Consider the following 23800-nt stretch of genomic DNA (forward strand, 5'->3'; position numbering starts at 1 on the left):
GCGGGCAAGAGTCCCTTTCGCCCTGCCCGCACTATACATGATTTTAACCCCTGCTTTTTCAAATGCAGCTGCCAAACCCCTGAACGGTATTATGCTAATGATCTAAATTGATCGGCATAATCTTTAGCAAAATTTTCTATCGTTCGTGCAGGCTTTCCTAAAATGGTTCGTACGCAATCAGTAACCATTTCTGTTTCGCCGTTTCGTTGTGCCGCATCATACGAGATAAATGTTTCGATTAAAGCCGATGGCATTCCGTTCCGTTTCATTTCCTGCCTTGCTTCATCTAATGAAATGGGAATGTACGTTACTTTTTTGTGGATTGCCTTACTGATGGCTTCGGCTACATCGTAATAATTTACGGCCACGTCGCTGCTGAGTGAATAAACCTGGTTATGGTGTTTTTCGGGCTCGGTGAGGCATTTAAATGCTACCTCTGCGATATCTCTTAGGTCAACATGTGCCCTTTTCCCTGCTCCGGTTGCTTCATAAAACTTTTGCTCCTTTTTTACATTTTCGGCAATTTCTCCTAACCAGTTTTGCATGATGCCCATTGGGCGCAATAGGGTATAGGGAATGCCCTGCTTAATTAAAAAGTCTTCAACAACTCCATGTATGCGGGGAATATAAAATGCTGAATTTTGATCAGCCGCTCCTGATGAAAGTTTTACCAGGTGTTTGATGCCCGATTGCTTTGCTGCTTTAATCACATTTTTTTGCCCTTCAACAAAATCAGGGCCTGGCGAGGAAAGCAGGAAAACAGCTTTGCTATTTTCCATTACCGTGTTGAGACTTTGTATATCCGAAATGTCGGCCTGTACCCACTTTATGAAACGGTGCGGAGTAGCCTTGTTAAGATTACGGGTTACGGCAATAGTTTCGACCTTTTCCTGGGATAAACGGTTAATCAGTTCCGAACCGATTTTTCCGGTGGCACCAAATACGGCAATTCTTTTGTTTTCCATTTTCCAAAATGTTCAAATATGCTGCAAATGTATGTTGCGGGGAAAATTGAAAATAGAATAAAACCGACAAGGTTAACATTCCCATTCGGGAAAGTTCGGCAATTGTTCATTTGCGTGTGATAAAAACTGTTTTGGGCTGGCACCCGTAAATGCCCTGAATTCGCGAATAAAATGAGATTGATCGGCATACGAATGCTGATAGGCCAGTTCGGTCAGGGAATTAAATGTCCGGTTGCGAATAAAATCAAGTGCAGCCTGAAAGCGGCAGATGCGGGAAAAAAGTTTGGGAGAAATGCCTACATTGGTTTTAAAAATCCTTTCCAGGGAGCGTTCAGATAAGTTTAATTCGGACTGGATTTTATACAGGCCACCGGTATTGTTGCTATTTATTTTTGCAATGGCATAAGCAACCTTTGGGTTTTGACGATACCTGTTGGCTGCAATTTTGCGTGAAATAAAATCGGACAAAATTTTAACCCTTTTATCTATTTGGGTTTCGCCCAGAAGCTGTTCGGCTAAATTATTTTTAACTACATCGTCCAAATCGATATAGCCATCAGTAAGTTCGTTGGCATCTATACCAAAGATTGATTTTATTGCATCAGGCCGAAAGTAAACACCAATATTGCGATACTGGCCTTTAGTGGTTTTTTGTGAATTGGATGTTGTTAAGCCCTGTATAAAAAGTTGAGGTAGCTTATGCCGGTCTTTATCAAGAAAGGAATCAGGGTTTTCCTGAAAAATCAGGCCTGGACAACCATCTGCAATGATTTTGAAGGTCTTTGTTTCACCGTATAAATTATTGTCTTCCAGTATTCCAAAACATTGGATGTAAGGTTGAAGTGCTGTTGCCGGCTGTACTTGCCTGTACTCCATTTTAGCATTCATTATTATTTGCTTCCGTTATCATGAGCATCTCCTCATTGAATATCCATGTTTTCCAGGCAAATTTAACGATTTATTTTCCACACCACCACCGGGCGCGTCATTTCGACCGCAACTTTTACCGCTTCAACCATTTTGTATAGCATCGGTTTTAATATTTCGCTTTCTTTGTACCAATGAACAAGAATGAGAGAAAGCTATACTTCTACAGTGCCTTTCTGATTACACTCGTAGTGAATTCTGCAAAACTGATGGCCCTTAACAGCGAGGGGATTATTGCCCGTTACTGGCAGTTTAATATCGGGGAATACGGTTTTCAGTTTTTGTATAATATGATGTTCTGCCTTTTATTACTGCATCTCAATCTTGCTGAGGGTAAGTTTTTGAGTGTACTTCGGGCGAACAAACAATACTGGAAACTCTATGCATTCAATGCCCTGGTGGTTGTGGCAGCCATAGTGTTGGGAAGTCTGCTCCATTCTATGTTTTTTGGAATGCCCCAGCTTCCGGGCGGAAGGATAAGGGGCTATTTTGCCCGGTTTTTACTCAGCAGTATTATGATCGCTGTAGTGATCCGCCTCGTTCTGCTGATACGCGAAGGCAGAAATAAAGACCTGATTAACGAACAGCTTCATTCGGCCTACCTTAAAGCGCAGCTGCAACTGCTTCAGGAGCAGCTTAACCCGCATTTTCTATTCAACACACTGAGCAGCCTTTCGGCTATCGTGAGAGAAAATCCAAGCCTGGCTCAAAACTATATTCTCCATCTTTCCAAAATCTTCCGGTATACGCTGGTTGGTTCAGGTAACAACCTGGTCACGCTGGAGAAAGAGCTTGAACATTTGAAGTCTTATGTTCAGCTGGTGAAAATGCGGCTGGAAAGTACGGTTCAGGTCCATATTAATATCAGCCAGGACCTGATTGGCAGGCAGGTACTTCATTTATCGTTGCAAGCCCTGGTCGAAAATGCCGTTAAACATAACAGGGCTACACGCACAGAACCTTTAACGGTAGAGATTTATGAAGAAAATGAATGGCTGATTACCCGGAATAACCTGCAGCCCGTTACCAGTGAAGCAGAAGGAACCGGACTTGGGCTTGCCAACCTGAATGAACGTTATAAACTGCAACTCCATCAGGAGATCGAAATTCAGCAGACCACAGCATATTTCATCGTAAAGCTGCCATTAGTATGAAAAGAAATTTACACATTGTAATTATTGAAGATGAAGCAGCTACGGCAAGAAATCTGGAATATATCCTGCAGGAAATCGATCCTGACACTAAGGTTATTGCAACGCTGCAAAGCATAAGCGAAGCAATAGATTGGTTTACCTCAACGAACCGTTCCTACGATCTGATATTTTCAGACATCAGGCTTTCTGATGGGGTATCGTTTGATATTTTCAGACAGGTAAGCATCAGGAAACCCGTTATTTTTGTTACGGCCTATCATGATTATGCTATTGAGGCCTTTCGTAACAATGGTATCGATTATGTTTTAAAACCTTTTGACCGGGAAGAAATACAGCGGACTTTACATAAATACAATACCCTTATTGCAGCTGATATTAAAAGTGAGCTAGCTGAAACAGCGCCTCTGCTGCAGGAGTTCCGCTATACCACAAAGCCGTACAAAAAATCTTTCCTGATTCATTACTGCGGCAGGCTGATCCCGGTAGAAGCGGTTAAAATCCATTGGTTCCACACCGAACACGAGATCGTATATGCACACACCGCTGATGGAAAGCAATATGTAGTAGAATTTACGCTGGAACAACTGGAACATGAACTTGACCCCGCCATATTTTTCAGGGCTAACCGCCAATTTGTGATCAATAAAAATGCCGTAAACGCTGTAGAATATTTTTTTAATGGTAGGTTGCTTGTCAACATCCACCCATCCGCCCATGAGCAGGTACTGGTTAGTAAAGCTAAAGCGATGCATTTTAGAAAATGGCTGGATCAATGACGAATTTCACCCCTGAATTTAGCAGGCTCACCCTTTTTTATCTTAAAGGAAATAAGCGGTCTTGTTACATTTGTTACATTAAAAATTAAAATTTGACATGATGCTTTTAAAATCAAAACAATGGCCACTACTTGTTGCTGTATTTTTATGTTTAGCCTTTACCCAGGTAAGGGCACAAGTAAATAAATTAAAAGATAGTACGCCCGAACAGCGTGCCAGGATGCTGACAGAGTGGATGACAAGCCAATTGACCTTAAATGCCTCACAGGTTCAGCAGGTTTCTGCCCTTAATCTCCAGTATGCCCGAAAGAATGACCCCATTCTGCAAAGTACTGAAAGTAAACTTGCTAAATTCAAAAAACTGGCGGCTTTACAGAAAGAAAAATCTAAGGCCCTAAGCCAAATTCTGGATGCAGGGCAATACCAAAAATACCAGGAAATTAAAGGTCAGCTGATTCAAAATATCAAAGAGAAAAGAAAATGAGAAAACTATTGTATACCCGGGTAGTGGTAATGATTATGTTTATGACCACTTCGGCATGTTCTGAAAGTAAATATGATACTGATGAAATCCCTTCTCCGCAAACAACGGCTACCAATATCCTTCAGGGACCGATTCAAAAGCCTGCCACAGGATATGGTTCGGACGGAAGTTACGAAGTGGCAGAAATTGACTTCAGTAATCCACAATATAGTGGAACGCAGGTCTCCATTTTCTACCCTAAGGGCATCACTTCTCCCAAACCTGCCATATTCTTTTCGCACCCGTTTGGAGGGGAGGATAAAGATTACAATATAGAGTTGTATAAATTTATTGCAAGAAAAGGCTTCGTAGTGGTGTTTGTTCCTTACCGCACGATTGATGTCAGTGTTGATCACCGCTACCAAACTTTATGGGAGGGATTTATAAAAGCTGCAACAGATTATCCCAACATTATCGATACTCAGAAAGTAGGTTTTATGGGGCATTCTTTTGGTGGTGGAGCAAGTATCGACCTTGCCTATAAGGCATTTACAGAAAAAGGCTGGGGGCAGAACGGGCGTTTTCTTTTTACGATGGCTCCCTGGTATTCTTTTAACTGGAACAGTCCATTAAGCACCCAACAGCAATTGCAGAGTTTCCCGGCCAATACCAGAATGATCACCCAGGTTTATGACGAAGATGATGTAAACGATCACCGGTTGGCCATCGATATCTTTAAAAACATTAATATTTCTAATGCTGAAAAAGATTTTATTTATTTCAGATCATCTACTGTTAATGGATACAATTATGTAACCGACCATGCGATGCCGGGTTCACGCAAAGCTTTCGATGCGTTGGACTATTATGGTGTGTACCGCCTTTTGGATGCCATGATGGATTACAGTTTCAATGGAAACAGCAATGCCAAAAATGTTGCTTTAGGTAATGGTTCTGCTGCACAAATTAGCATGCCCTCTTATAACGGGCAAGCAATGGCTCCGCTTGAGGTTACAGATAATCCCATACCGAAATACCCGCAAGGGAAATACCAGTTTCAATGCGGAGACAGCACCAATCCACGAATTGCCTATTGTAATTAATTAAAGCCAGGCGATTTGCCGGAAATGCTCCATGTTATTGTTATTAAGTTAAGCGCTCGTTGCGAATAAGCATCAATTAACCACAGTAAAAAGGATGTACACCGATTTTTATATCGGTGTGCATCTGTGGTTAAAACCTTAACTTCATGGAATTGCGGAAATGCCCAACCCGGGGCGTGAGCCGTAATACCGGCAAACTGAGCTTACCTGGTTTTCAAGAACCTGACACTCAAAGGATAAGAAATGTCCTTTCTTTTCAGTACACGGATCATGTTGTATGCAGCTGATAATATGGCCATCAGGTAGCAGCTCATGAGTAAAGGAAAGCCCACAGGAAAATAAAGCACCATGGTAATCATAGCCAGGCCTGCCACGATTGAGATGGTGATCTGAAAGTTTAAGATAATACGGCCTTGCCGATCAAAAATTTCTTCCTGGTCTTTCTTCAGAAGCCAGAATGCTGCTGATGTAAGCACATTTGCCAGGGGGATAAAAATACCGATAAGTGGTAAAATGTGCATAGCGGCTAAAATTCCGCTAGGTGCCTGTTGCGGCTTGCCGGTTACTACGGTATCAGTATCAGGGATGCTTATAATTTTTTCGGGCTCGATGTCTAAACATTTTGCCAGTAATTTAAGCGTATGCATTTGGGGCATTACCTGACCGCTCTCAATCCGCTGAATGGTTCGGGAAGTAAGCCCTGAAAGTTCGGCCAATTCATCCTGTGTCATTCCTTTTAATTTACGGTATTTTGCTAGATGACTTGAAATGACAGGCTTCATTAGATAAATATACAGTATTTACAGGGTAAATAAAGGATATTTTATTGAAAAACCAGGGAAGAAGCTGGAAATCCTGACCATCGCAACCATTTGTCTGCCAGATGTCGTGCAGATGTCGTTGTACCTTTTATAAGTTCGCCTGATATTTATATCCAAAATTACGCGATATGAAAATCTCCGGATCCAAAAAATCATTCACCCCGGTAAGGGTACTTATTTGGCTAAGCCTTATGCTCGTGGGCATGCATGGCTATGGGCAAACCAGGCACATTACAAAATTAGATGGAGGCAAAATAACAACTGCCGAGATTGATACATTTATTAAAAGTGCAATGGAAGCCGCTAAAGTACAGGGCGTTAATCTGGCCATATTAAATAACAACAAAATTGCCTACGTGCAATCGTACGGTTTTAGGAACAAGCCAAAAAATGCCCTGGCAGATACGGCAACCATCGTGTACGGCGCCTCTTTCAGTAAAGCAGTGTTTGGCTACCTGATCATGAAACTGGTAGGCGAAAAGGTACTGGAATTGGATACGCCACTTTATCACTATCTGAAGCAGCCGATTGCCAGCTATAAGTATTTTGCCGATTTAAAAGACGACGATCGCTGGAAACAAATAACCGCAAGAATGTGCCTGAGCCATACCACTGGTCTGCCGAATGTGAGGTATTTTAACCCCATTACCAATGCCGAGGATTCTGTAGGGGTAATGAAAATTTATTTTACCCCCGGAAGTAAGTACGCTTATTCAGGAGAGGGCTTTCGCTTGCTGCAAATGGTTGTGGAAGAGATCACAAATACGAAAATTCACCAGCTGGCAAAGGAGAAAATATTTGAACCCTTAAATATGAAGCGGACCGGCTATATCTGGTATGAATCGTTTGGGGATGATAATGTGGCAGTTGGCCACCTGAATGATGGTAGCATTGATGTAAAGAGAAAGCGGAAAGAGGCCGTAGCAGGTGGAAGCCTGGTGACAACGATAGCCGATTATGCTAAGTTTATCCAACAGGTGATGCAGCGTAGGGCGCTCAGTAAGAAAAGTTATGATACGATGTTATCGCCACAGATTGCGATCCATTCGGTCACCCAGTTTCCGCCAATTACCCAGGAGATCACCACCGAAAATGATGCTATTCAGTTATCTTATGGTTTAGGCTGGGGATTAATTAATTGCCCGGCGTATGGCAGGGCCTTTTTTAAAGAAGGAAACGGTGGCTCCTGGCGAAATTACAACATTAATTTTCGAGATAAAGGCATTTCGATTATTTTGATGACCAATAGTGAAAATGGAGAAACGATCTTTCAACCCGTAATAGAGAAGCTGCTAGGGAAAACCTGCATTCCCTGGAAATGGAACGGGTATCATCCTTATTAAATCCGGGTTATACAAATTTATATTGATTGCGGAAAATGAAAGGTAGATGAGGCCATGGGCAAAATTATTGAACTGACAGCTGTTTGTTGAGCATGTAGTTCACAAAATTTTTTAAAGAAATTATAGTTTGTTAGCGGGTGTATTTTATAGATCATGCTGCGCTAATTTTCGGAAGAATGGTATCCGTTAAGACGCAATTTAACTAATGAGGTCGCCTATTATAATCCTAATCAGTGCATAATCCTCCGGATTTTAGTTGTTAGGTCGTTTTGAGTTCTGCTGATTGGCCGCCCTGATTATAAAACAGGATCAAACGGCTTGTCGCCCGGCCATTTTAGGGTTTGCTGGCAAACCCTAAAATGGCGTTATATCTATTTCCTGTTTTTTAATATTTATATATAACAATTGCAGCATTATATATAATTCGTATTCCATTGAAAGCTACATTTTTTACTTTGTTAAACAATTTAGCAAAGATTTATTATGGAGAAAAATAAATACCATGTCCTGTTTATCGAAGATCAGCCGCTAATAGTCGAATCCTATAAAAATGCTTTAAATAATGTATTTCTGAAAGAAAGCAGGGTGGCCTTTCAAACAGACATCGCTGCAAATTACGACTATGCTTTTGATTTGATAAAGAAGTCGCAAATAAACCCAATTGATATTATTATTTTAGATTTAAACCTCTTTTCGGAAACAGGCAATAAGATTAATTCTGCTGAAGAACTGGGGCTAAAGATCAGGAAGGTATCTCCTCAATCCAAGCTCATTATTTCTGCTTCCTCCCTGCAGAATTACGAGATCGATAAAATTTTTAAAAAATTAAATCCCGAAGGCTTCCTTATCAAAAAGGACGTTACTTCGGCCCAGACCAGCTTGGCAATAAGCAGCATTCTTGATGGTGTACCTTACTACAGTAAATCTGTTATCCTTTACATGCGGCAACAGCTTACAAGCGATTTTACCATCGATAAGATAAACAGGCAATTACTCTATGAGCTTTCTCTGGGCACTAAAATGAAAGATCTTCCTAAAATTCTTCCTTTATCTATTGCCGGAATTGAAAAGAGAAAAAGAAACCTTAAAATTGCCTTAAATCTTAAAGATGGTTCGGACAGAGAACTTTTATTAACCGCGCGTGATAGAGGATTCTTATAATTAACGTTGGCTAAAGTCATAATCCCTTACATATGTATTTTCAAAAATTATCACTATTATGCTTTTTCTGTGCTTGTATTTTTTCTTTTACCCGGGCACAGACCTCAGGTAGGGCCATTTATAAAAGCAGCTCGAACATCACCACCAGAATTGATACGACAAAAGCGGGCAGTGCAGATCAAAAAGATCTTAATACATTGATCAGAAAATCAATGCAAAAAGAATATCTGCTAAATTTCAACCGTTATGAATCGGTTTATAAGGAAATAAAAGAACTGGAAAATGCCAGCCAAACGGGTAAAATTGATGTCATCGGCATAGGATCGGGTACCGAAGGTGGTATTTATAAAGATATGAGGAATAAAGTTTTCGCTGAGTCAAGGGATGGTTTTGGCAAATTATTCCTGATAGAAGATACATTGGTTAGCCTGCCCTGGAAATTAACTGAAGAAACTAAGCAAATAGGGGGGATTACCTGTTACAAGGCCACTGCTTATTTAGAAAGGAAAGTAACTACAAATGTGGCTGATGAACAGGGAAAAATAACCGCGAAAGAAAAAAAAATAAAAACCAATGTTACGGCCTGGTATGCTCCCTCCATTCCTGTTAATAATGGCCCTGCACTGTATTGGGGCTTACCCGGGTTAATTTTAGAGATAAGCGATGGCCGATTGACCCTGCTCTGCTCGGAAATTGTACTGAATGATAAAACAGAGGCAAAAATAGAAAAGCCTAAGAAGGGTCAGAAGGTAAGTCAGGGTAAATTCGACGAGATTTATGAAAAAAAAGTAAATGAAATGCAGGAAATGTACAGGGATAACCGGAAAAAGACTGGCCAATAACAAAGTCGGATCATGTTAACTCAGGTGCTATGCTGCGGCATTGCCAGATGGCAGATAAAGTTTTTTTTTACAACAGTTAGCTTATTGTTCGTTTTTTTTAACGTATTAGGGCAACAAAAGGCAGTGTTTGAGGGAACAGTTCAAGACAGTTTGGGAAAACCGCTCGAGCTCGCCAATGTAATGCTATACAATAAACTGGGCACAATAGCTTTATCTTACACCACTTCCAATGCTGCGGGTAAATATAAATTGCAGATAAACCCCGATAGTTCCTATCTTTTGAAAGTGAGTTTAATGGGATATTTTCCATATAGCGAAAGAATTTTGAAAGGCACTACCTTACCTAAAAACATTGTTTTAGCCTCAAACGTATCGAATCTTGACGAGGTAAAGATTACGATGCCGATAAAAATCTCTGGCGATACCATATCCTACAATACCGGATCTTTTACGAATGGTAATGAACGTAAATTAGTTGATGTTTTTAAAAAACTACCGGGTTTTGAGGTAGACGGAGAAGGCCAGGTGATGGTAAAGGGTAAAAAAGTTGACAAAATTACGGTGAATGGTCAGGACTTTTTTTCTGGCGATACCAAAATCGCTTCCCAGAATATACCGGCCAATGTAATCGATAAGATTAATCTTATTAATAGCCAGGGAGACTTCTCTCCAAGATTAGGTTTCGGCGAAAATGAAGCACTAACGATTGATGTAGGCTTAAAAAAGGGGAAAAAGAATATTGTTTTTGGAAACGCCGATTTAGGATTTGGCCCCAAATCGAGATACCTGGCGCATACCAATATGTCAGTGTTTAATCAGAAGGCAAGCTTTAACCTTATTGCAGATGCCAATAATATAGGACAGCCCATACTTACTTTAAAAGACTATTTTAAATTCAACGGAGGCTTTACAGGGCCAACAGGGCAATCTTCTTTTCGCTTATCATCTGATGCCCTCGGCTTTGCCACACTGGTACAGAATAAATCGGCTGGAGCCGAAGCAGGATTGGCGGGTTTAAATTTTTCTGTAGCGCCCTCGAAAACAATCAAGCTCTCGGGTTTCTACATTCATTCTGCAGTAAATTATGAAATCATTTCAAGGAATGTAAAGACATATATCAGCAACCAGGCAGATAATGTAGAGGTTTTAACAGCAGAAATTAACCAGAAAAATAGGGCAGATATTGCAAAAATTAATGCTGTAGCTACACTTGGTAAATTTACCAATATAGAATATAATTTACTGATGAACAGTAACGGGTTAAGGGAAGGTGGCCTGAACAACTCAAGTTTTTCTGCTACCGAACGGAAACTGGGAACACAAAGAGACAAAAAGCCATTCAGCGTGAACCAGGATCTCAAGGCATATTATTCGAAAGACAGCAAAAATATCTTTAATGTGACCTTATCTCAACGACATCAAAAACAGGAGAATCTTTTTGGCTTATCCTCTAGCGAACCCATCCCATTTGGCGATTTGGGATTGAACCAAAATGATTATTTCCAAAATAAAAGCATCAATACCAATATTTTTTCGGCTGCGTTAAAATATTATTACCTGATCAATAAAAAAAGACAGCTTGATTTTGTTGCAGGCTTCGAATCAAATCGCCAAGAGTATGTTTCTGGCATTAGCCTTGGCAGTGCAGACAGTGTTCTTGCTGACCCCAGGTATAATAACCAATTAAGGTATCATTTAACTGATTCTTATGCCGGTGTAGGTTTTAAGGCTTTAATCAATAAGTTAACCATAAACCCGGCTATTTATGTACATGGCTACAGGCTCAGCGCCTTTTCTCCATCAGATAACGACTATACTGAGCTATTGGTTCAGCCCAGCCTAAAAATTAAATATGAAATAAAAAAAGCAAGTATCCTTACCTTGAATTATAACCTGGGTACAGAGTTTCTGGATGTACAGTATTATGCGCAGGCTTATACCATCGAAAGCTATAATGCGCTGTTTAAGGGCAATACGAATCTCTTTAATCCGGTAATACACCGTGTAAATTTAGATTATTACAATTTCGATACTTATCATTATAGTTACCTGTATGCACTCATTTCTTATCAGCGGAAATATAACGAGGTTAACAATATCTTAGCGTACAATGATTTTACCTCGGTAATGTCGCCTTTCAACCTAAGGAATCCCAATGAGATTACTACCGCCTACATTACAAACGATAGGCGGTTCCCTTTTTTCAAAACCAAGTTTTCTGCCACACTTTCCTATCTGCGCTTTAAGAATATTTTATCAGAAAGCATTATTCAGAATAGTTCTTTTATGCAAAACTACAAGGTTTCGATAGAAAGTACCTTAAAAGATTTACCTGTAGTTGAGGTTGGATTTGAGACCAATATTAACCATTATTTCTCAGCGGCTTTTAACCGGCAGTTACATGTTATCAATCAGCCGTTTGCTAACGTGGAAGTAACGATCTTAAAAGAGTTTATCCTTACCTCCGATTTCCGGTATTATTTTCAGAATGGCACCGACCAAAACCAGGCAATGAAATATGCTTTTTGGAATAGCAGTCTCTATTACAAAAGAAAAAACAGCCGTTTGGAGTTGAAGGCTTCTGTACTCAATTTATTGAACACTAAAAATATTACTGCAAATTCATTTACGGAGAATTACACCGCCGTATCTGATTTTATCATTCAGCCGAGGTATTTTACACTATCGCTAAATTATCGTCTTTAAACTAACTTTTCTTGTAGTTTACGTCTGCTTTAGCATTTAATAATTTGCTCTTGAAGGCGAAAATATGATGGTTTTACCTTACCAATTGTAAGGTTTTTTGTACACGCTTTTTAGCAGAAAGGGTTAATTTTATTAAACAGCAAAGCCGTTAATCCCAAGGTACGAAATTTAAAAACGCTTTGTCTATTTAAGTTTATTTTATCTCTAAATCGCATAAATAATGAAACCCAGGTTAGACTATTTTCCAAAGCAGAGCGCAGATGTAAGTGCATCTGATTACAGTTATGGAATTTCCATATTGGGAGAAACTTACCAGAAGGTTAAATCTGATCAAGGGGTTTTTAACTATGCCGATTATTGGAATATCGCAGTGGCATTGGTGAGGCTAAAAACAGATGCTGTTTCTGCAAAAGAATATTTATACCAGAGCAAAAAACTAAATGAAAATAATTTTGCACAGATTTTTGAGGAGCTTGGGGGAGGGTTCGATGCATGGGAATATTGTTTGCTACGGACTGAATATGATGTTATTAAAGCCGAATGTGCTGCTTTGAATGCAAAAAATAATGCATCGATATTAAAAGGCAGTGGAAATTTACCGGTCCCTAAAAGAAGAGACAAGGGAAAAGGTGAACTCATTGATCTGCTCAACGGATTGATGGAAAATGATCAGCGATACCGCACTGGAAGCGTAGAAAACAGATCATATCAGCAGCTGCTCGATAGGGAAAATTTAAGTGTTATCGACGAGCTATATAAAAAATACAATACCTATTTAGGTAAATCGCTTGTTGGGGAAGCGCACAGTACGGTGATGTGGCTCATCATCCAGCATTCATCGTTGGAGAGCATGGAAAAATACCTGCCATGTATAATTGAAGCAGTTCGTACGCGCGAATTGGCTGCCGCTCCCCTTAAGATGCTTCTCGACAGAATTGCATCGATCAGCTATGGTTATCAGTATTATGGTACCCAGAAAGGCGTACCGATGGCATCTGCAGAAATTATCGGAATGATTAATAAAAAATATGGGAATGTTTATCCGGAAGCGAGAACCGCAGAAAAGTTTAGGTTGGTAACCAACCAGAAAAATTTTTAGAAAGCTAGCTGACTTATGTGGGCTTTCTGTTAAATCACGGATTTATTTGATCAATATATTTCAAAAAGGAGTTACCGAAAATCCTGAAAAGAGTAGGCCTAAATTTTAAAAAAAACAAACATGGAAAATTTTAAAGCATTTGAAGTTGAAAATCAAGAGATGATTTTTGGTGGCGAATTACAAAAAACAGTATGGTCAGGAAATGGCGAAAGCGGAACTGACTTTTATGATACTGAAAAAGATCGTGTAATCTACGCCAGCTAAAAGAACCACAGCATTAAGCACCACCTAAAGGTGGTGCTTCTTTACCTACGCTCATTTATGGTCTACATCCTATCCGAAAAGACTGACCGATCAACAGATCTTGTTACCGAATGGCTTGTTTATTTAAAAAGCTCATTTAAACGGCTTAATGACGAAGAAAGGGTCGAAGCTTCGATTTCGGTTTCAAACAATGGTGTAGAATCCAGGTATTATCAGCCGCGTAAAGTTTGGCACAGAAGGGGTAACCTGAATTTCCTGCCGGATGAAATCTATGATCATTATCCAGATCGGACTGCCTTTCTTCGATATTTTACCAGGGAATCGTCCGTATTAGGCGAATTTTTTGAGAGCAGGTACAGAAAACTTTTAGGCAGGAACTATATTGGTTCCATTTCGCAGGAAAGCCTGAACAACAAACTATTAAATCTTGTACTCGCTTCAAAAAATGGCTTTCTGATCCCCCAAACATTGGTAACGTCAAATAAAGAAGAGCTTGTTGCATTTTATAAAGAGCATGGGTGCGTGATTACAAAGGATCTACGGGCACCTGTCAACATCCTGTCGGCCGGCGGGCATATCGTTTCGGATGGCGTTAAACTACTGAATGACAAAATGATTGAGCAACTTGAAGAAAAATTTGTTCCTGTATTCCTTCAGAAATACGTACAAAAGAAATATGAGATTAGGTCTTTTGCCGCATGTGACAAGATATACTCGATGGCTATTTTTTCGCAGGGAGATGAATCGACAATGATCGACTATCGAAATTATAACAATAAAAAGCCCAATAGGTGTGTACCTGTAAATTTGCCCCCAATGGTGGAGCAAAACCTAAGGAACCTCATGGCTGCGATGGAGATGAATACGGGATCATTCGACCTGATCGTAAATAAGGAAAATGAATATTATTTCTTGGAAGTCAATCCCATGGGGCAATTTCACTGGCTTTCTGAAAGCTGCAACTATCACATCGAAAGGGATATTGCTCAATTTTTAGCAGATGGAAAATAGAAAGACGGAAGACATTAAGGCATTTCTTCCCATCACATTTCATACCTCAAAAATGATAAAACAGGGCTTGCAGCCTCCATTGGTAACAGAAATGATTGATGCAGAACATTATCAGAATAACAAGACCAACCCACAACAGTTCTATAGACCCATATCGAAGATTTTACGTTTTCAATGAGCAGTCCGATTTATTTATTGTATGCCAGTTGCCTACCTGTAATGGGGATGACGAGGAGTATCCTGTGCGATCTTGAACGGCAGAGTTATTTGCAGATTCCTAACGATCTGTACAGGATTCTGACCGATCACCGTGGTAAGTCGGTAGCAGAAATTAAAGCTTTTTATGGAAACCGTTATGATGCAACAATAGAAGATTATTTTGCCAGGCTTTCAAACGCAGAGTTTGTTTTTGCCACCGATCATCCAGAGCTTTTTCCTGTTTTGGATAGTAGTTGGGATGAACCTTTTGAGCTTACCAATGCAATTATAGATATTGACAACAAAAGTACTTTTGAACTCGAATCCATCTTTTACCAATTAAGTTCATTGCACTGCAAGTTCATACAGATCAGGTTCTTCAAAAGTGCTCAGATCGAAGAAATGGGGTCTATTATAGATTTTTTGAATTCAATGCGCTCGAATTCGATAGGTTTGGAGTTACTGGTTGGGTACAACGAATTATCTACTGAAGCGGATTATCTCTTACTTTTCAAAAAATATAAACGCCTCAACAGTTTAATTGTTTATGGTATGCCTGGCGGAAAGGTGATAAAAAGGATTGAACATTCGAGATATTTGGTGTTCACGCCTGTAGACCTCAGTTCGGAACATCATTGCGGGCATATATCAAAAGAGCTCTTCTCCATAAACATCAAGACCTTTACCGAGGCCTTAAACTTTAATTCATGTTTGAATGGTAAAATATCTATTGATAAAAGAGGGGAAATTAAAAATTGCCCTTCAATGACGTCATCATTCGGAAACATAAAAGATACCAAGCTTTCTCAGGTATTGCTTCATCCCGGTTATAAAAAAAACTGGAAAATTACCAAAGATCAGGTGCATACCTGCAAATCATGCGAATTCAGGTATATCTGTACAGATTGCCGGGCCTATGTTCAGCATCCAGATGGAGACGGCCTTAGCAAGCCTTTAAAGTGTGGCTATGACCCGCAAATCGGCGAGTGGACCGACTGGAGCATCAACCCTTTAAACCAAGCTGCCTATAGGCATTATTTTGGAGAAATAAGCTTACAGTAAAAACAAACTGGCCTTTGGCATTTATTAAAGGCAAAAAACATCATTCATTGCGCATGCTTTCCGGAGCGGAGCAGAACTATAATCATAACAAATGACGTGGATTGACTCTTTCCCATTTTACAAACAGGCAGATTTTAAGGATTGTGGGCCAACATGCCTAAAAATCATTTCCAAATTTTACGGGAAGATAATTAATATACAGTTACTCCGGGTGCTTTCTGAAACTACCCGGAATGGAAGTAACCTGAAAAACCTTTCTCATGCGGCCGAAAACATAGGTTTTAGGAGTTTATCTGTTAAAATCAGCTTCGAGAAATTGAAAACCGCCCCACTTCCCTGTATCGTGCACTGGGACGGGACACATTTTGTTGTCTTATATAAGATCGAGAAAAATCATTGCTTTGTAGCCGATCCAGCGCATGGAAAGCTAAAATATGAAAAGTCGGAATTCATAAGCAGATGGATCGGGCTGAACTCGAACGAACAGACCCCTGAAGGCATTTGCTTGCTGTTGGAAACCACACCCAAATTTTTTCAGGATGATGATGAGCAGGGGGCAGAAAATTACGGTTTCTCCTTTATATTCCGTTATCTTACGCAGTACAAGTCTTTTATTGCAAATGTATTGATCGGCTTATTGGCGGGCAGTGTTATACAGCTGATTTTTCCCTTTTTAACGCAGAGCATTGTAGATATTGGTATTAAATACCAGGATATAAATTTTGTTTACCTGATGTTATTTGCCCAGTTATTCCTTTTTTTGGGAAGAACCTCGATAGAAATTTTCAGAAGCTGGATATTGTTGCACCTCAGTACCAGAATCAATATATCACTGCTATCCGATTTTTTTATCAAACTGATGAGTTTGCCCATTTCGTTTTTCGATGTAAGAATGACGGGTGATATGCTGCAGCGTATAAATGACCATAACCGTGTTGAAAAGTTGCTCACCACATCCTCTTTAAGCGTGCTCTTCTCCATCATCAGCCTCATTGTTTTTGGGGTAGTGCTGGCCGTTTATAATAAGTACGTATTTGTCATTTTTATAATAGGCAGTATCATGTATTTTGCCTGGATATTGTTCTTTTTTAAGAAAAGACGGGATCTCGATTACAAGAAGTTTTCGCAGGTGAGCCAGGAGCAGAGCAAAGTGATTGAGCTAATTAATGGAATGCAAGAAATAAAGCTGCATAATGCCGAGAAACAGAAAAGATGGAACTGGGAGTACCTGAGGGCCCGGCTCTTCAAAATATCGATGAAAACGCTGGCCTTGGAACAATATCAGTTGGTTGGATCCTCTTTTATCAACGAACTCAAAAATATCCTGATTACTGTACTCTCTGCAAAGTTGGTTATTGAAGGAGAAATTACGCTGGGTATGATGCTTGCAATTACCTATATCGTAGGTCAGCTGAATTCTCCGATTGCTCAGATCATTACCTTTCTTCGGGAGCTTCAAGATGCAAAGATCTCGATTGAACGGATATCAGAGATCCATCTGAAAAAAGATGAACTTTCTACAGAGCTGGATAGTGTAACCTCCATTCCGGTAGAAGAGCCGATCAGAATAGAAAATCTGTCGTTCCGCTATATAGGATCAAGCAGGCAGGTTTTAACTGATCTTAACCTTGTTCTTCCGCAAAACAAAGTAACGGCAATAGTGGGGGCCAGTGGCAGTGGAAAATCAACTTTAATGAAACTGCTGCTTAAATTTTACCAGTCTGAACATGGTAAAATTTCTTTGGGCGATGTTTCATTCAACAATATTTCACAGCAGACTTGGAGGGCGAACTGTGGCGTTGTAATGCAGGAGGGATATATTTTCAACGATTCTATTGCCAATAACGTAGCCCTGGGTGCCGATTATGTGGATAAAGAAAAATTAAAGAAAGCATTAGAAGTGGCTAATATTAAGGAATTTGTAGAAACGCTGCCCCTTTCATTCAATACCAAAATCGGCATGGAAGGAGTGGGGCTAAGCACCGGCCAGAAACAAAGAATTCTCATTGCCAGGGCAGTTTATAAAGACCCAAAATTTTTGTTTTTTGATGAGGCTACCTCTGCACTCGATGCAAATAATGAAAAAAAAATCATGCAAAATTTAAACTCTTTCTTTGAAAATAAGACCGTGATCGTTATTGCACACCGATTAAGTACCGTAAAAAATGCTCACCAGATTATCGTTCTTAATGAGGGCAGGTCAATTGAGGTTGGAACCCACGATGAGCTGGTAAAGGCAAAAGGAGGATATTTTGAACTGGTAAGAAATCAATTGGAATTAGGTGAATAATATGTCAGAAGAAAAAAAAATCCTTAGGGTTGCGCCACCAGGTGCAGGTGATATTATAATTAAGAAAGCCAATCCCACCGAAGTGGAAATAAGGGAAGAAAATGTCCAGGAAATCCTTTCGCAGATACCCTCTCGCATTATTAATTGGAGCAATGCCCTTTTTGTTTTTTTAATTCTCTCTATTCTGGTACTGTCTTATACGATAAAATATCCCGATATCATTCAGGTGAATGTTCAGGTAAAACAGAGCCAGCCATTAGTCAGGGTTACCCTCCCCGGTGATTACAATGATCTGTTAGTAGGCAATGGTACCCATGTAAAGCCAGGCGATTGGATCGGGGTTAAGAGCAACAGCGCAAAAACCTCCGATATAAAACTTCTTTTAAGCAATATCAATAACACCTTATATGATTCCGAATCTTTCAGCTTTCCGGGTACAAGATTGCCTGGTTTGAATTTAGGAGACCTTCAACCTGCTTTTGCCGAATTTCAGTACCGTTATGAAATGTTTAATGCAGAGAAAAGCAAACATCACCTGACGGATTTATTGCATTCTTATTCAGAACTGAAAATTAAGCTCAAGAACTGGGTTACGAAATATGTGATCAGCAGTCCGGTTGCTGCAAGTGTGACCATTGTTTCTAGAAATGGTGGTGCACAGGCCGACGGTACACTTATTGAACTGAATCCAGATAAACAGTCTTATCCTTTAGCTAGCGGGGAATTAACACAACCTGTGGCCATAAAAATTAAAAAAGGACAGACCGCCAATATTAGTTTACCGGCTTATCCAAATAATGACTTTGGTGTTTTAAGGGGGGCGGTACATCAGGTTTACTGGAATGAAAATACAGGCCGTTTTCATGTAGATATTAGCTTTACCAAAGGGTTGAAAACAACATTCGGTGAGGTGGTTAACCTCGATCATCCACTAACGGGGACCGCAGAGGTTATTATTGGCGAAAAAAAGCTTATCCAGCGTCTGTTTAATCTTTAGTGCAGAAAGGCATGAGCAAGCTGGCTAACAAGTCATGGTAAATCAAAAACGTTCAGGTAAAAGGCGAAAAACGGGAACGCCAATGACAGCATAAGACTGAACATACTCAAAATATTTTTTGAAAGATAAGCTACCTGATTTAATATTGGGGATGTTTTTTTATGTTTCAGGATAATAAGTAGTGTGATGAGCCGGTATAAAAAACTGCTTACACAGCTGGTTAAATTGCACAAAATGCAGAAAATAACTTACCTTGTATATCATATCAGTTGGTTCCACTATATAACTTATCAATGCAGGAAATTTCAATACCATTAATGAGAACTATTATGCTGAGTGTTATATTATTTATAGCCTGTAATACGGTTTATGCACAGCAATCTGGGTTTACCTATGAGGGTTTCGAAAAGGAGATCCTGAAATTTAAACCACAGAAAAAAAATGGGGTTGCTCAGGATAAGTTCGATTATGCCTCCATGATCCTGAGTGAAACTAAAAAAGCAACAAAAGATAATCCTGATAATTTTAATCTGGCAGATTACTTTAATGTATTATTCGCTTTTCTTACACTTAATATACCTGATGATGCACTTGACATCGCCTATAAAAAATTCAGTTCAGCACCGGGCAGCTGCGAGTATCTTATTGCCTTTAAAGATAAAGTTAACCAGGGTAAGATATATGACAGAATAAGGCAGCGTTATATGGCAGACCTGGGTAAGTGCAATGGTATACCTAAAGCAGCTGGGTTATCCGCTCAAAAAAATGACCATTCGGCTAAGTCTCCGCTTGCAAAACAGCTTGAAGATATTTTACAACAGGACCAGAAGTTCAGAACCACCGGTATACCTAATGCAGACTTAGCTTCAAAACAAAAAAAACTGGATATCAAAAACCAGGAACGTATCGATTCGCTTTTTAACGTATATCAGACCTACATTGGAAAATCGATGGTGGGTGAAAAATACCAGAACGTGATGTGGATCGTTATTCAACATTCGGATCTTGGCCGGATGGAAAAATATTTACCCGTTATCAGCAAGGCGGTGGAATCGAAGGAACTGCCTGAGCTGAATCTTAAAATGCTCATCGACCGTATCTACGCCATTAAATATAAGTATCAGATTTTTGGTAGCCAGGGTGGGGTTAAGCTTGCAGATGAAAAAACAATACAATCTGTACGGGTACGGTATAACCTGAAATAGGTAATGCACAAAAAATATAGTGTACGGAATTATCAAACGGAAGTGACGTCATGCTCCAGCGCACTGATCTGTATCTCAATATTCACGCTGAACACATCATTTACATCCTTATGTTTCTCTATGGTTACCGCATTGCCATAAGCATTTTTGAGCCGTGCCATGATGTTGGCTAAACCATTTCCTCCTGAAGCTTCCTCTTGTCTTTTTGCCAGATTTTCGGTATAGATTTTTAACTTATCCATATCCCTGTATACAGCGATGATCGGTTTTTGATCCAGGCGTTCCAGATTTCCATGCTTAAATACATTTTCAGTCAACGTTAATAGTACCATCGGTATTAGCCTTAAGTTTCCAACATGGGGATCTATTGTAAGATCCAGATTTAGGATTTTTCCCCGTCTTAGCTGGTAAAGGTAGAGTAACTTTCTCATCTGTTCAATTTCATCATGCAGGGCTATATCTCCTCCTTCATCGGTACCCTGAAGAGAATATCTCATAATATCTGACAGGGCAATGATAGCTGCCCTCGCATCATTGAGGTTCGATGATGCATTGTGATAAATAAAGTTTAATGTGTTGAAGAGAAAATGAGGATTGATCTGTGCTCTTAAAAACGAATTCTGTGCACTTGATAAGGCATTGGTAATCCGCTCATTTCTGATGATTTCTTCCAACCGGTTCCGTTCCAGGGTCTCGATCTCACGTTTCCCCTGGGTATAATTACGAAAGAAGTAGTAACCTGTAGAAAAGCCCAGAAAATAAATGCAACGGTACAGAATTCTCAAAGAATAATCTCGGTTAAGGGTAAACGGTACGCGGTCTTTTATAATCTCAAGGTAGATCAGCAAATAATCTGTGATGAAATTAATCAGGATAAATACGATTATGGAGCTCAGTAGGCTGGCCGGAAGCTTGTAAAGTGCCGTTTTTTTATTCGCTAACGCCCATGGAAGTACAATGTTGGCATTTAAATAAAAGAAGCAAATGTTAATGGTATAGTGGGCCAGGTATGTTATCGGATTTCCATAGATTCCAAAAATCAACCCGACCACCACTGTTTCGTACAAACAGAAACAAAACCATGATAATACGTGTATCCAATTTTTTTTGAACCATTCCGAAATAATCTTTTTCATGTGTTTGATGTTTTCTAAATAGAGTTGACTACGTTACATATAATATTTTTATTTGCCCCTTAAGCTTTGAGTATGTTGCTTAAAAAAAGATATGAAACATATAAAACTCAAAGCCCGAACCATTTTTTACTTTAAGTCAAGGAAGACAGAACGCCCAACAAATACCGAACCTACAACCATGACGGTTACCCTAACGATGACAGGTTCTTAAGGGGGGATCTCAAGGGACAGAACGGTTAATTTTTTCGGTTTGGCCTAAATATATTTTTGGATAGAAAATCATTGAACTCTTTTCTGTAATAGTGCCCAACAGTTATTTTTTTACCGTTGTCCATCAAAACTTCATTTCCGTCAACACTGTCTATGTGTGTTTTATTAATAATAAAACTTCGTTGGAATTTCAAGAAACCCCGCTCCGGGGAAAGCCTTTTGGATATTTCTGTTAGAGACATGTATGTAGTTACACATTTATCGGTGGTAAATATATCAACATAATTCAGCTTACTTTCTACTAAGATAATATCTTCAAATCTAATTTTTACCAACTTTAAATTATGGCTTTTGCTTTTAACAAAGAAAAAATTTTCCTCAATATGCTGGTTTTCAGTTCTATATTCCTTGAAATCAACAGAAGGGAAGAGATCCTGTACTGCGGAAAGGAATTTTGACAGTGAATAAGGTTTTAGCAGGTAATCGCTTGCCTTAATTTCAAAGGCTTCATAACCATATTTAGAATGGGCAGTAGTAAATATAAGTTTTCGTATATGTTTTTTTAATAGCTTGGCTAACTCCAGACCAGATACATCGGGCATATCTATATCCAGGAACACGAGGTCAATAGGCTCCATTTTTGGGATATTTCTCAGTGCGTCAATAGAACTGGTGAACTCTTTAACCAATACCAGTTCGGGAACTTTTTCGATATAGCTTTTTAAACCCTCAAGAGCATGGGGTTCGTCATCAATTATAATACAGGTGTACATTTATAGGGCGCTAAAATCTAAAGATAACATTTTTATTACATATCAGGTAAAATAAAAACAACTGAAAGGGGTTGTTTAGATGTTATCTTCCTGATAAACAGCGTTTATGGTCTCTTTTTTCGGAAAACACGATACAAAAAAATGATTATGGACTTTATTCTAAGAATTTATCTGAAAGTGTTTGAACTTTAGAAAAAACCAGGGCATTTTATTACCTGATCGATACGATATCAAGCTTGTTCGCCATCTTGCATAACAGCAAAAATTGCGATTAGTAAATTTTTAATCTTTCTTTTAGTTATTCCTTATTTTTGCCGCCGCACCAGCTAAACGGTTGAATTAAGAAATGGAGAACAGATTTTCGGATAACAGGCAGATTGCGGTAGTTTCTAGCTTTCACGGTCTTTTAGCTACAGCTTTTAAGGGGGATGTGAATGCCGTTTGCTGGCTGCGGGAGCTGCAGGGCGATTTTAAGGAAATCGTATCTAAACTTGAACTGAAAGCAGACCTGACCGAAGTTCCTATCGAAGATCTCCGGGCGCTGAAACTATCTGAAGAAGGGAGTAGGGCAAGAGAGTTGATCTTAAGCGATTTTCAGCTGCTATCGGCTGCGGGAGCATCGCCTTCGCTTAATTTGATCAAAAAATATGAGCGCGATGAGGAACTTGGTTTCATTTCAACAGATGTATATTCTTTTCATGTAGACCGTTCGCCCATTGGTACCGATACGTTTTTATGTACCTATTATGGTGCAGCCAGTGAAATCCTGGCCAATGACCAGGCTGAGCAAAAAGTACAGGTACCGGAGATCCGGCAGAAATTAAGGGAATTGCATCAGGGTGCTGAAAAGGAATTTGAAAGCTTCTTGACGGAACATTATTTTGATCTGCATTACCAGGCTAAACCGGGCGCTATACCGGTAAACCTCGGACTTGGCCATTTATGGCGACTGGCCGTAGATCATCCCGGAAAGCAGTGCTTGCCTTGTGTACATCGCGCCCCCGTTGAAAAAGATGGGGAGTACAGGCTGTTGCTGATTTGCTGAAAGTCTGAGGGGTCAGGATGGTGAGCTGAACCTAAATCTGTAATTCTTACTTTGTGGCTTGGGTGATGAGCACCCGCTTCATCAGAAGAAACTTTCCTGCGCTGTGACCAGGTTCATCTGATCGTAAAACTACCGGACTTACAGGCCCGTCTGGTTATCACCTGAATTGTTTATAACTATCCGTAACGAAGGAGGTTAGAGGACCGGACTTTACCGCTCTTTTTCCTATTTAGAGGCTTTAATTTATCC

21 protein-coding genes are annotated in these 23800 nt (G+C 39.6%); 16 read left to right on the forward strand and 5 right to left on the reverse strand.

Features of this window, described 5'->3' with window-relative positions; genetic code table 11:
• Positions 1-89: 89 nt before the first annotated feature.
• Both GGQ60_RS03370 and GGQ60_RS03375 read right to left on the reverse strand, forming a co-directional pair.
• Positions 90-965, reverse strand: a complete 876-nt coding sequence (locus GGQ60_RS03370; RefSeq protein WP_183759970.1) for an SDR family oxidoreductase — start codon at positions 963-965, stop codon at positions 90-92.
• 72 nt (positions 966-1037) lie between these two features.
• The gene (locus tag GGQ60_RS03375) at positions 1038-1841 is read right to left on the reverse strand and encodes an AraC family transcriptional regulator (RefSeq protein WP_183759971.1); all 804 of its coding nucleotides are present in this window, start codon (positions 1839-1841) and stop codon (positions 1038-1040) included.
• 185 nt (positions 1842-2026) lie between these two features.
• On the opposite strand from GGQ60_RS03375, the gene GGQ60_RS03380 reads away from it, so the two are divergent.
• The 4 genes from GGQ60_RS03380 (at position 2027) to GGQ60_RS03395 (ending at position 5388) form a co-directional block, all read left to right on the forward strand.
• Positions 2027-3046 (forward strand): sensor histidine kinase, encoded by a 1020-nt coding sequence (locus GGQ60_RS03380; RefSeq protein ID WP_183759972.1) that lies wholly within the window; start codon positions 2027-2029, stop codon positions 3044-3046.
• A complete protein-coding gene (locus GGQ60_RS03385) occupies positions 3043-3822 on the forward strand; it encodes a LytR/AlgR family response regulator transcription factor (RefSeq protein ID WP_183759973.1) in 780 nt (259 codons plus the stop codon). Before GGQ60_RS03380 ends, GGQ60_RS03385 begins: the two co-directional genes overlap by 4 nt.
• A gap of 97 nt (positions 3823-3919) precedes the next feature.
• Positions 3920-4306 (forward strand): DUF4890 domain-containing protein, encoded by a 387-nt coding sequence (locus tag GGQ60_RS03390; RefSeq protein ID WP_183759974.1) that lies wholly within the window; start codon positions 3920-3922, stop codon positions 4304-4306.
• Positions 4303-5388 (forward strand): alpha/beta hydrolase, encoded by a 1086-nt coding sequence (locus GGQ60_RS03395; RefSeq protein WP_183759975.1) that lies wholly within the window; start codon positions 4303-4305, stop codon positions 5386-5388. The genes GGQ60_RS03390 and GGQ60_RS03395 overlap by 4 nt, the downstream gene beginning before the upstream one ends.
• A gap of 203 nt (positions 5389-5591) precedes the next feature.
• Here GGQ60_RS03395 and GGQ60_RS03400 read toward each other — a convergent pair whose 3' ends face one another.
• Positions 5592-6170: a helix-turn-helix domain-containing protein gene (locus tag GGQ60_RS03400; protein ID WP_183759976.1), complete on the reverse strand. Its 579-nt coding sequence runs from the start codon at positions 6168-6170 to the stop codon at positions 5592-5594.
• Between the two features lie 167 nt (positions 6171-6337).
• Here GGQ60_RS03400 and GGQ60_RS03405 point away from each other — a divergent pair, with 167 nt between their 5' ends.
• The 11 genes from GGQ60_RS03405 to GGQ60_RS03455 all read left to right on the forward strand — a co-directional run bounded on the left by GGQ60_RS03405 (position 6338) and on the right by GGQ60_RS03455 (position 20387).
• The gene (locus GGQ60_RS03405) at positions 6338-7552 is read left to right on the forward strand and encodes a serine hydrolase domain-containing protein (RefSeq protein WP_229685079.1); all 1215 of its coding nucleotides are present in this window, start codon (positions 6338-6340) and stop codon (positions 7550-7552) included.
• A 483-nt stretch (positions 7553-8035) separates the two neighbouring features.
• Entirely contained in the window at positions 8036-8713 is a 678-nt protein-coding gene (locus GGQ60_RS03410; protein ID WP_183759977.1) for a response regulator, read from the forward strand.
• A gap of 32 nt (positions 8714-8745) precedes the next feature.
• A complete protein-coding gene (locus GGQ60_RS03415; protein WP_183759978.1) occupies positions 8746-9555 on the forward strand; it encodes a GLPGLI family protein in 810 nt (269 codons plus the stop codon).
• 84 nt (positions 9556-9639) lie between these two features.
• Positions 9640-12261, forward strand: coding sequence for a carboxypeptidase-like regulatory domain-containing protein (locus GGQ60_RS03420; RefSeq protein ID WP_183759979.1), 2622 nt, complete (start codon positions 9640-9642; stop codon positions 12259-12261).
• A 220-nt stretch (positions 12262-12481) separates the two neighbouring features.
• Positions 12482-13360, forward strand: coding sequence for a hypothetical protein (locus tag GGQ60_RS03425; RefSeq protein WP_183759980.1), 879 nt, complete (start codon positions 12482-12484; stop codon positions 13358-13360).
• Between the two features lie 120 nt (positions 13361-13480).
• Entirely contained in the window at positions 13481-13624 is a 144-nt protein-coding gene (locus GGQ60_RS03430; protein ID WP_183759981.1) for a hypothetical protein, read from the forward strand.
• A 57-nt stretch (positions 13625-13681) separates the two neighbouring features.
• Positions 13682-14635: a grasp-with-spasm system ATP-grasp peptide maturase gene (gene gwsG, locus GGQ60_RS03435; RefSeq protein WP_183759982.1), complete on the forward strand. Its 954-nt coding sequence runs from the start codon at positions 13682-13684 to the stop codon at positions 14633-14635.
• Positions 14636-14809: 174 nt separating this feature from the next.
• On the forward strand, positions 14810-15895 hold the full coding sequence (gene gwsS, locus GGQ60_RS03440; RefSeq protein ID WP_183759983.1) for a grasp-with-spasm system SPASM domain peptide maturase: 1086 nt from the start codon (positions 14810-14812) through the stop codon (positions 15893-15895).
• A 91-nt stretch (positions 15896-15986) separates the two neighbouring features.
• Positions 15987-18185, forward strand: coding sequence for a peptidase domain-containing ABC transporter (locus GGQ60_RS03445; protein WP_221235867.1), 2199 nt, complete (start codon positions 15987-15989; stop codon positions 18183-18185).
• A gap of 1 nt (position 18186) precedes the next feature.
• A complete protein-coding gene (locus GGQ60_RS03450) occupies positions 18187-19182 on the forward strand; it encodes a hypothetical protein (RefSeq protein WP_183759984.1) in 996 nt (331 codons plus the stop codon).
• Between the two features lie 317 nt (positions 19183-19499).
• Positions 19500-20387 carry a hypothetical protein gene (locus GGQ60_RS03455; RefSeq protein WP_221235868.1) on the forward strand — a complete coding sequence of 296 codons (888 nt, stop codon included), beginning with the start codon at positions 19500-19502 and terminating at the stop codon, positions 20385-20387.
• 32 nt (positions 20388-20419) lie between these two features.
• Here the strand turns inward: GGQ60_RS03455 and GGQ60_RS03460 are convergent, their stop codons facing one another.
• Both GGQ60_RS03460 and GGQ60_RS03465 read right to left on the reverse strand, forming a co-directional pair.
• Complete coding sequence (locus GGQ60_RS03460; protein WP_183759986.1) at positions 20420-21523, reverse strand: sensor histidine kinase; 1104 nt, start codon at positions 21521-21523, stop codon at positions 20420-20422.
• A gap of 236 nt (positions 21524-21759) precedes the next feature.
• Positions 21760-22506 carry a LytR/AlgR family response regulator transcription factor gene (locus GGQ60_RS03465; protein WP_183759987.1) on the reverse strand — a complete coding sequence of 249 codons (747 nt, stop codon included), beginning with the start codon at positions 22504-22506 and terminating at the stop codon, positions 21760-21762.
• 346 nt (positions 22507-22852) lie between these two features.
• Here GGQ60_RS03465 and GGQ60_RS03470 point away from each other — a divergent pair, with 346 nt between their 5' ends.
• A complete protein-coding gene (locus GGQ60_RS03470) occupies positions 22853-23551 on the forward strand; it encodes a DUF1826 domain-containing protein (RefSeq protein WP_183759988.1) in 699 nt (232 codons plus the stop codon).
• Positions 23552-23800: the final 249 nt, after the last annotated feature.

Origin of the sequence: Pedobacter zeae (genome assembly GCF_014196715.1) — a bacterium.
Classification (GTDB): domain Bacteria; phylum Bacteroidota; class Bacteroidia; order Sphingobacteriales; family Sphingobacteriaceae; genus Pedobacter; species Pedobacter zeae.

Coding starts and splice junctions, on each gene's coding strand:
- GGQ60_RS03370 (WP_183759970.1), bottom strand. CDS start 965: ATGGAAAACAAAAGAATTGCCGTATTTGGTGCCACCGGAAAAATCGGT.
- GGQ60_RS03375 (WP_183759971.1), bottom strand. CDS start 1,841: ATGGAGTACAGGCAAGTACAGCCGGCAACAGCACTTCAACCTTACATC.
- GGQ60_RS03380 (WP_183759972.1), top strand. CDS start 2,027: ATGAACAAGAATGAGAGAAAGCTATACTTCTACAGTGCCTTTCTGATT.
- GGQ60_RS03385 (WP_183759973.1), top strand. CDS start 3,043: ATGAAAAGAAATTTACACATTGTAATTATTGAAGATGAAGCAGCTACG.
- GGQ60_RS03390 (WP_183759974.1), top strand. CDS start 3,920: ATGATGCTTTTAAAATCAAAACAATGGCCACTACTTGTTGCTGTATTT.
- GGQ60_RS03395 (WP_183759975.1), top strand. CDS start 4,303: ATGAGAAAACTATTGTATACCCGGGTAGTGGTAATGATTATGTTTATG.
- GGQ60_RS03400 (WP_183759976.1), bottom strand. CDS start 6,170: ATGAAGCCTGTCATTTCAAGTCATCTAGCAAAATACCGTAAATTAAAA.
- GGQ60_RS03405 (WP_229685079.1), top strand. CDS start 6,338: ATGAAAATCTCCGGATCCAAAAAATCATTCACCCCGGTAAGGGTACTT.
- GGQ60_RS03410 (WP_183759977.1), top strand. CDS start 8,036: ATGGAGAAAAATAAATACCATGTCCTGTTTATCGAAGATCAGCCGCTA.
- GGQ60_RS03415 (WP_183759978.1), top strand. CDS start 8,746: ATGTATTTTCAAAAATTATCACTATTATGCTTTTTCTGTGCTTGTATT.
- GGQ60_RS03425 (WP_183759980.1), top strand. CDS start 12,482: ATGAAACCCAGGTTAGACTATTTTCCAAAGCAGAGCGCAGATGTAAGT.
- GGQ60_RS03430 (WP_183759981.1), top strand. CDS start 13,481: ATGGAAAATTTTAAAGCATTTGAAGTTGAAAATCAAGAGATGATTTTT.
- gwsG (WP_183759982.1), top strand. CDS start 13,682: ATGGTCTACATCCTATCCGAAAAGACTGACCGATCAACAGATCTTGTT.
- gwsS (WP_183759983.1), top strand. CDS start 14,810: ATGAGCAGTCCGATTTATTTATTGTATGCCAGTTGCCTACCTGTAATG.
- GGQ60_RS03445 (WP_221235867.1), top strand. CDS start 15,987: ATGACGTGGATTGACTCTTTCCCATTTTACAAACAGGCAGATTTTAAG.
- GGQ60_RS03450 (WP_183759984.1), top strand. CDS start 18,187: ATGTCAGAAGAAAAAAAAATCCTTAGGGTTGCGCCACCAGGTGCAGGT.
- GGQ60_RS03455 (WP_221235868.1), top strand. CDS start 19,500: ATGAGAACTATTATGCTGAGTGTTATATTATTTATAGCCTGTAATACG.
- GGQ60_RS03460 (WP_183759986.1), bottom strand. CDS start 21,523: ATGAAAAAGATTATTTCGGAATGGTTCAAAAAAAATTGGATACACGTA.
- GGQ60_RS03465 (WP_183759987.1), bottom strand. CDS start 22,506: ATGTACACCTGTATTATAATTGATGACGAACCCCATGCTCTTGAGGGT.
- GGQ60_RS03470 (WP_183759988.1), top strand. CDS start 22,853: ATGGAGAACAGATTTTCGGATAACAGGCAGATTGCGGTAGTTTCTAGC.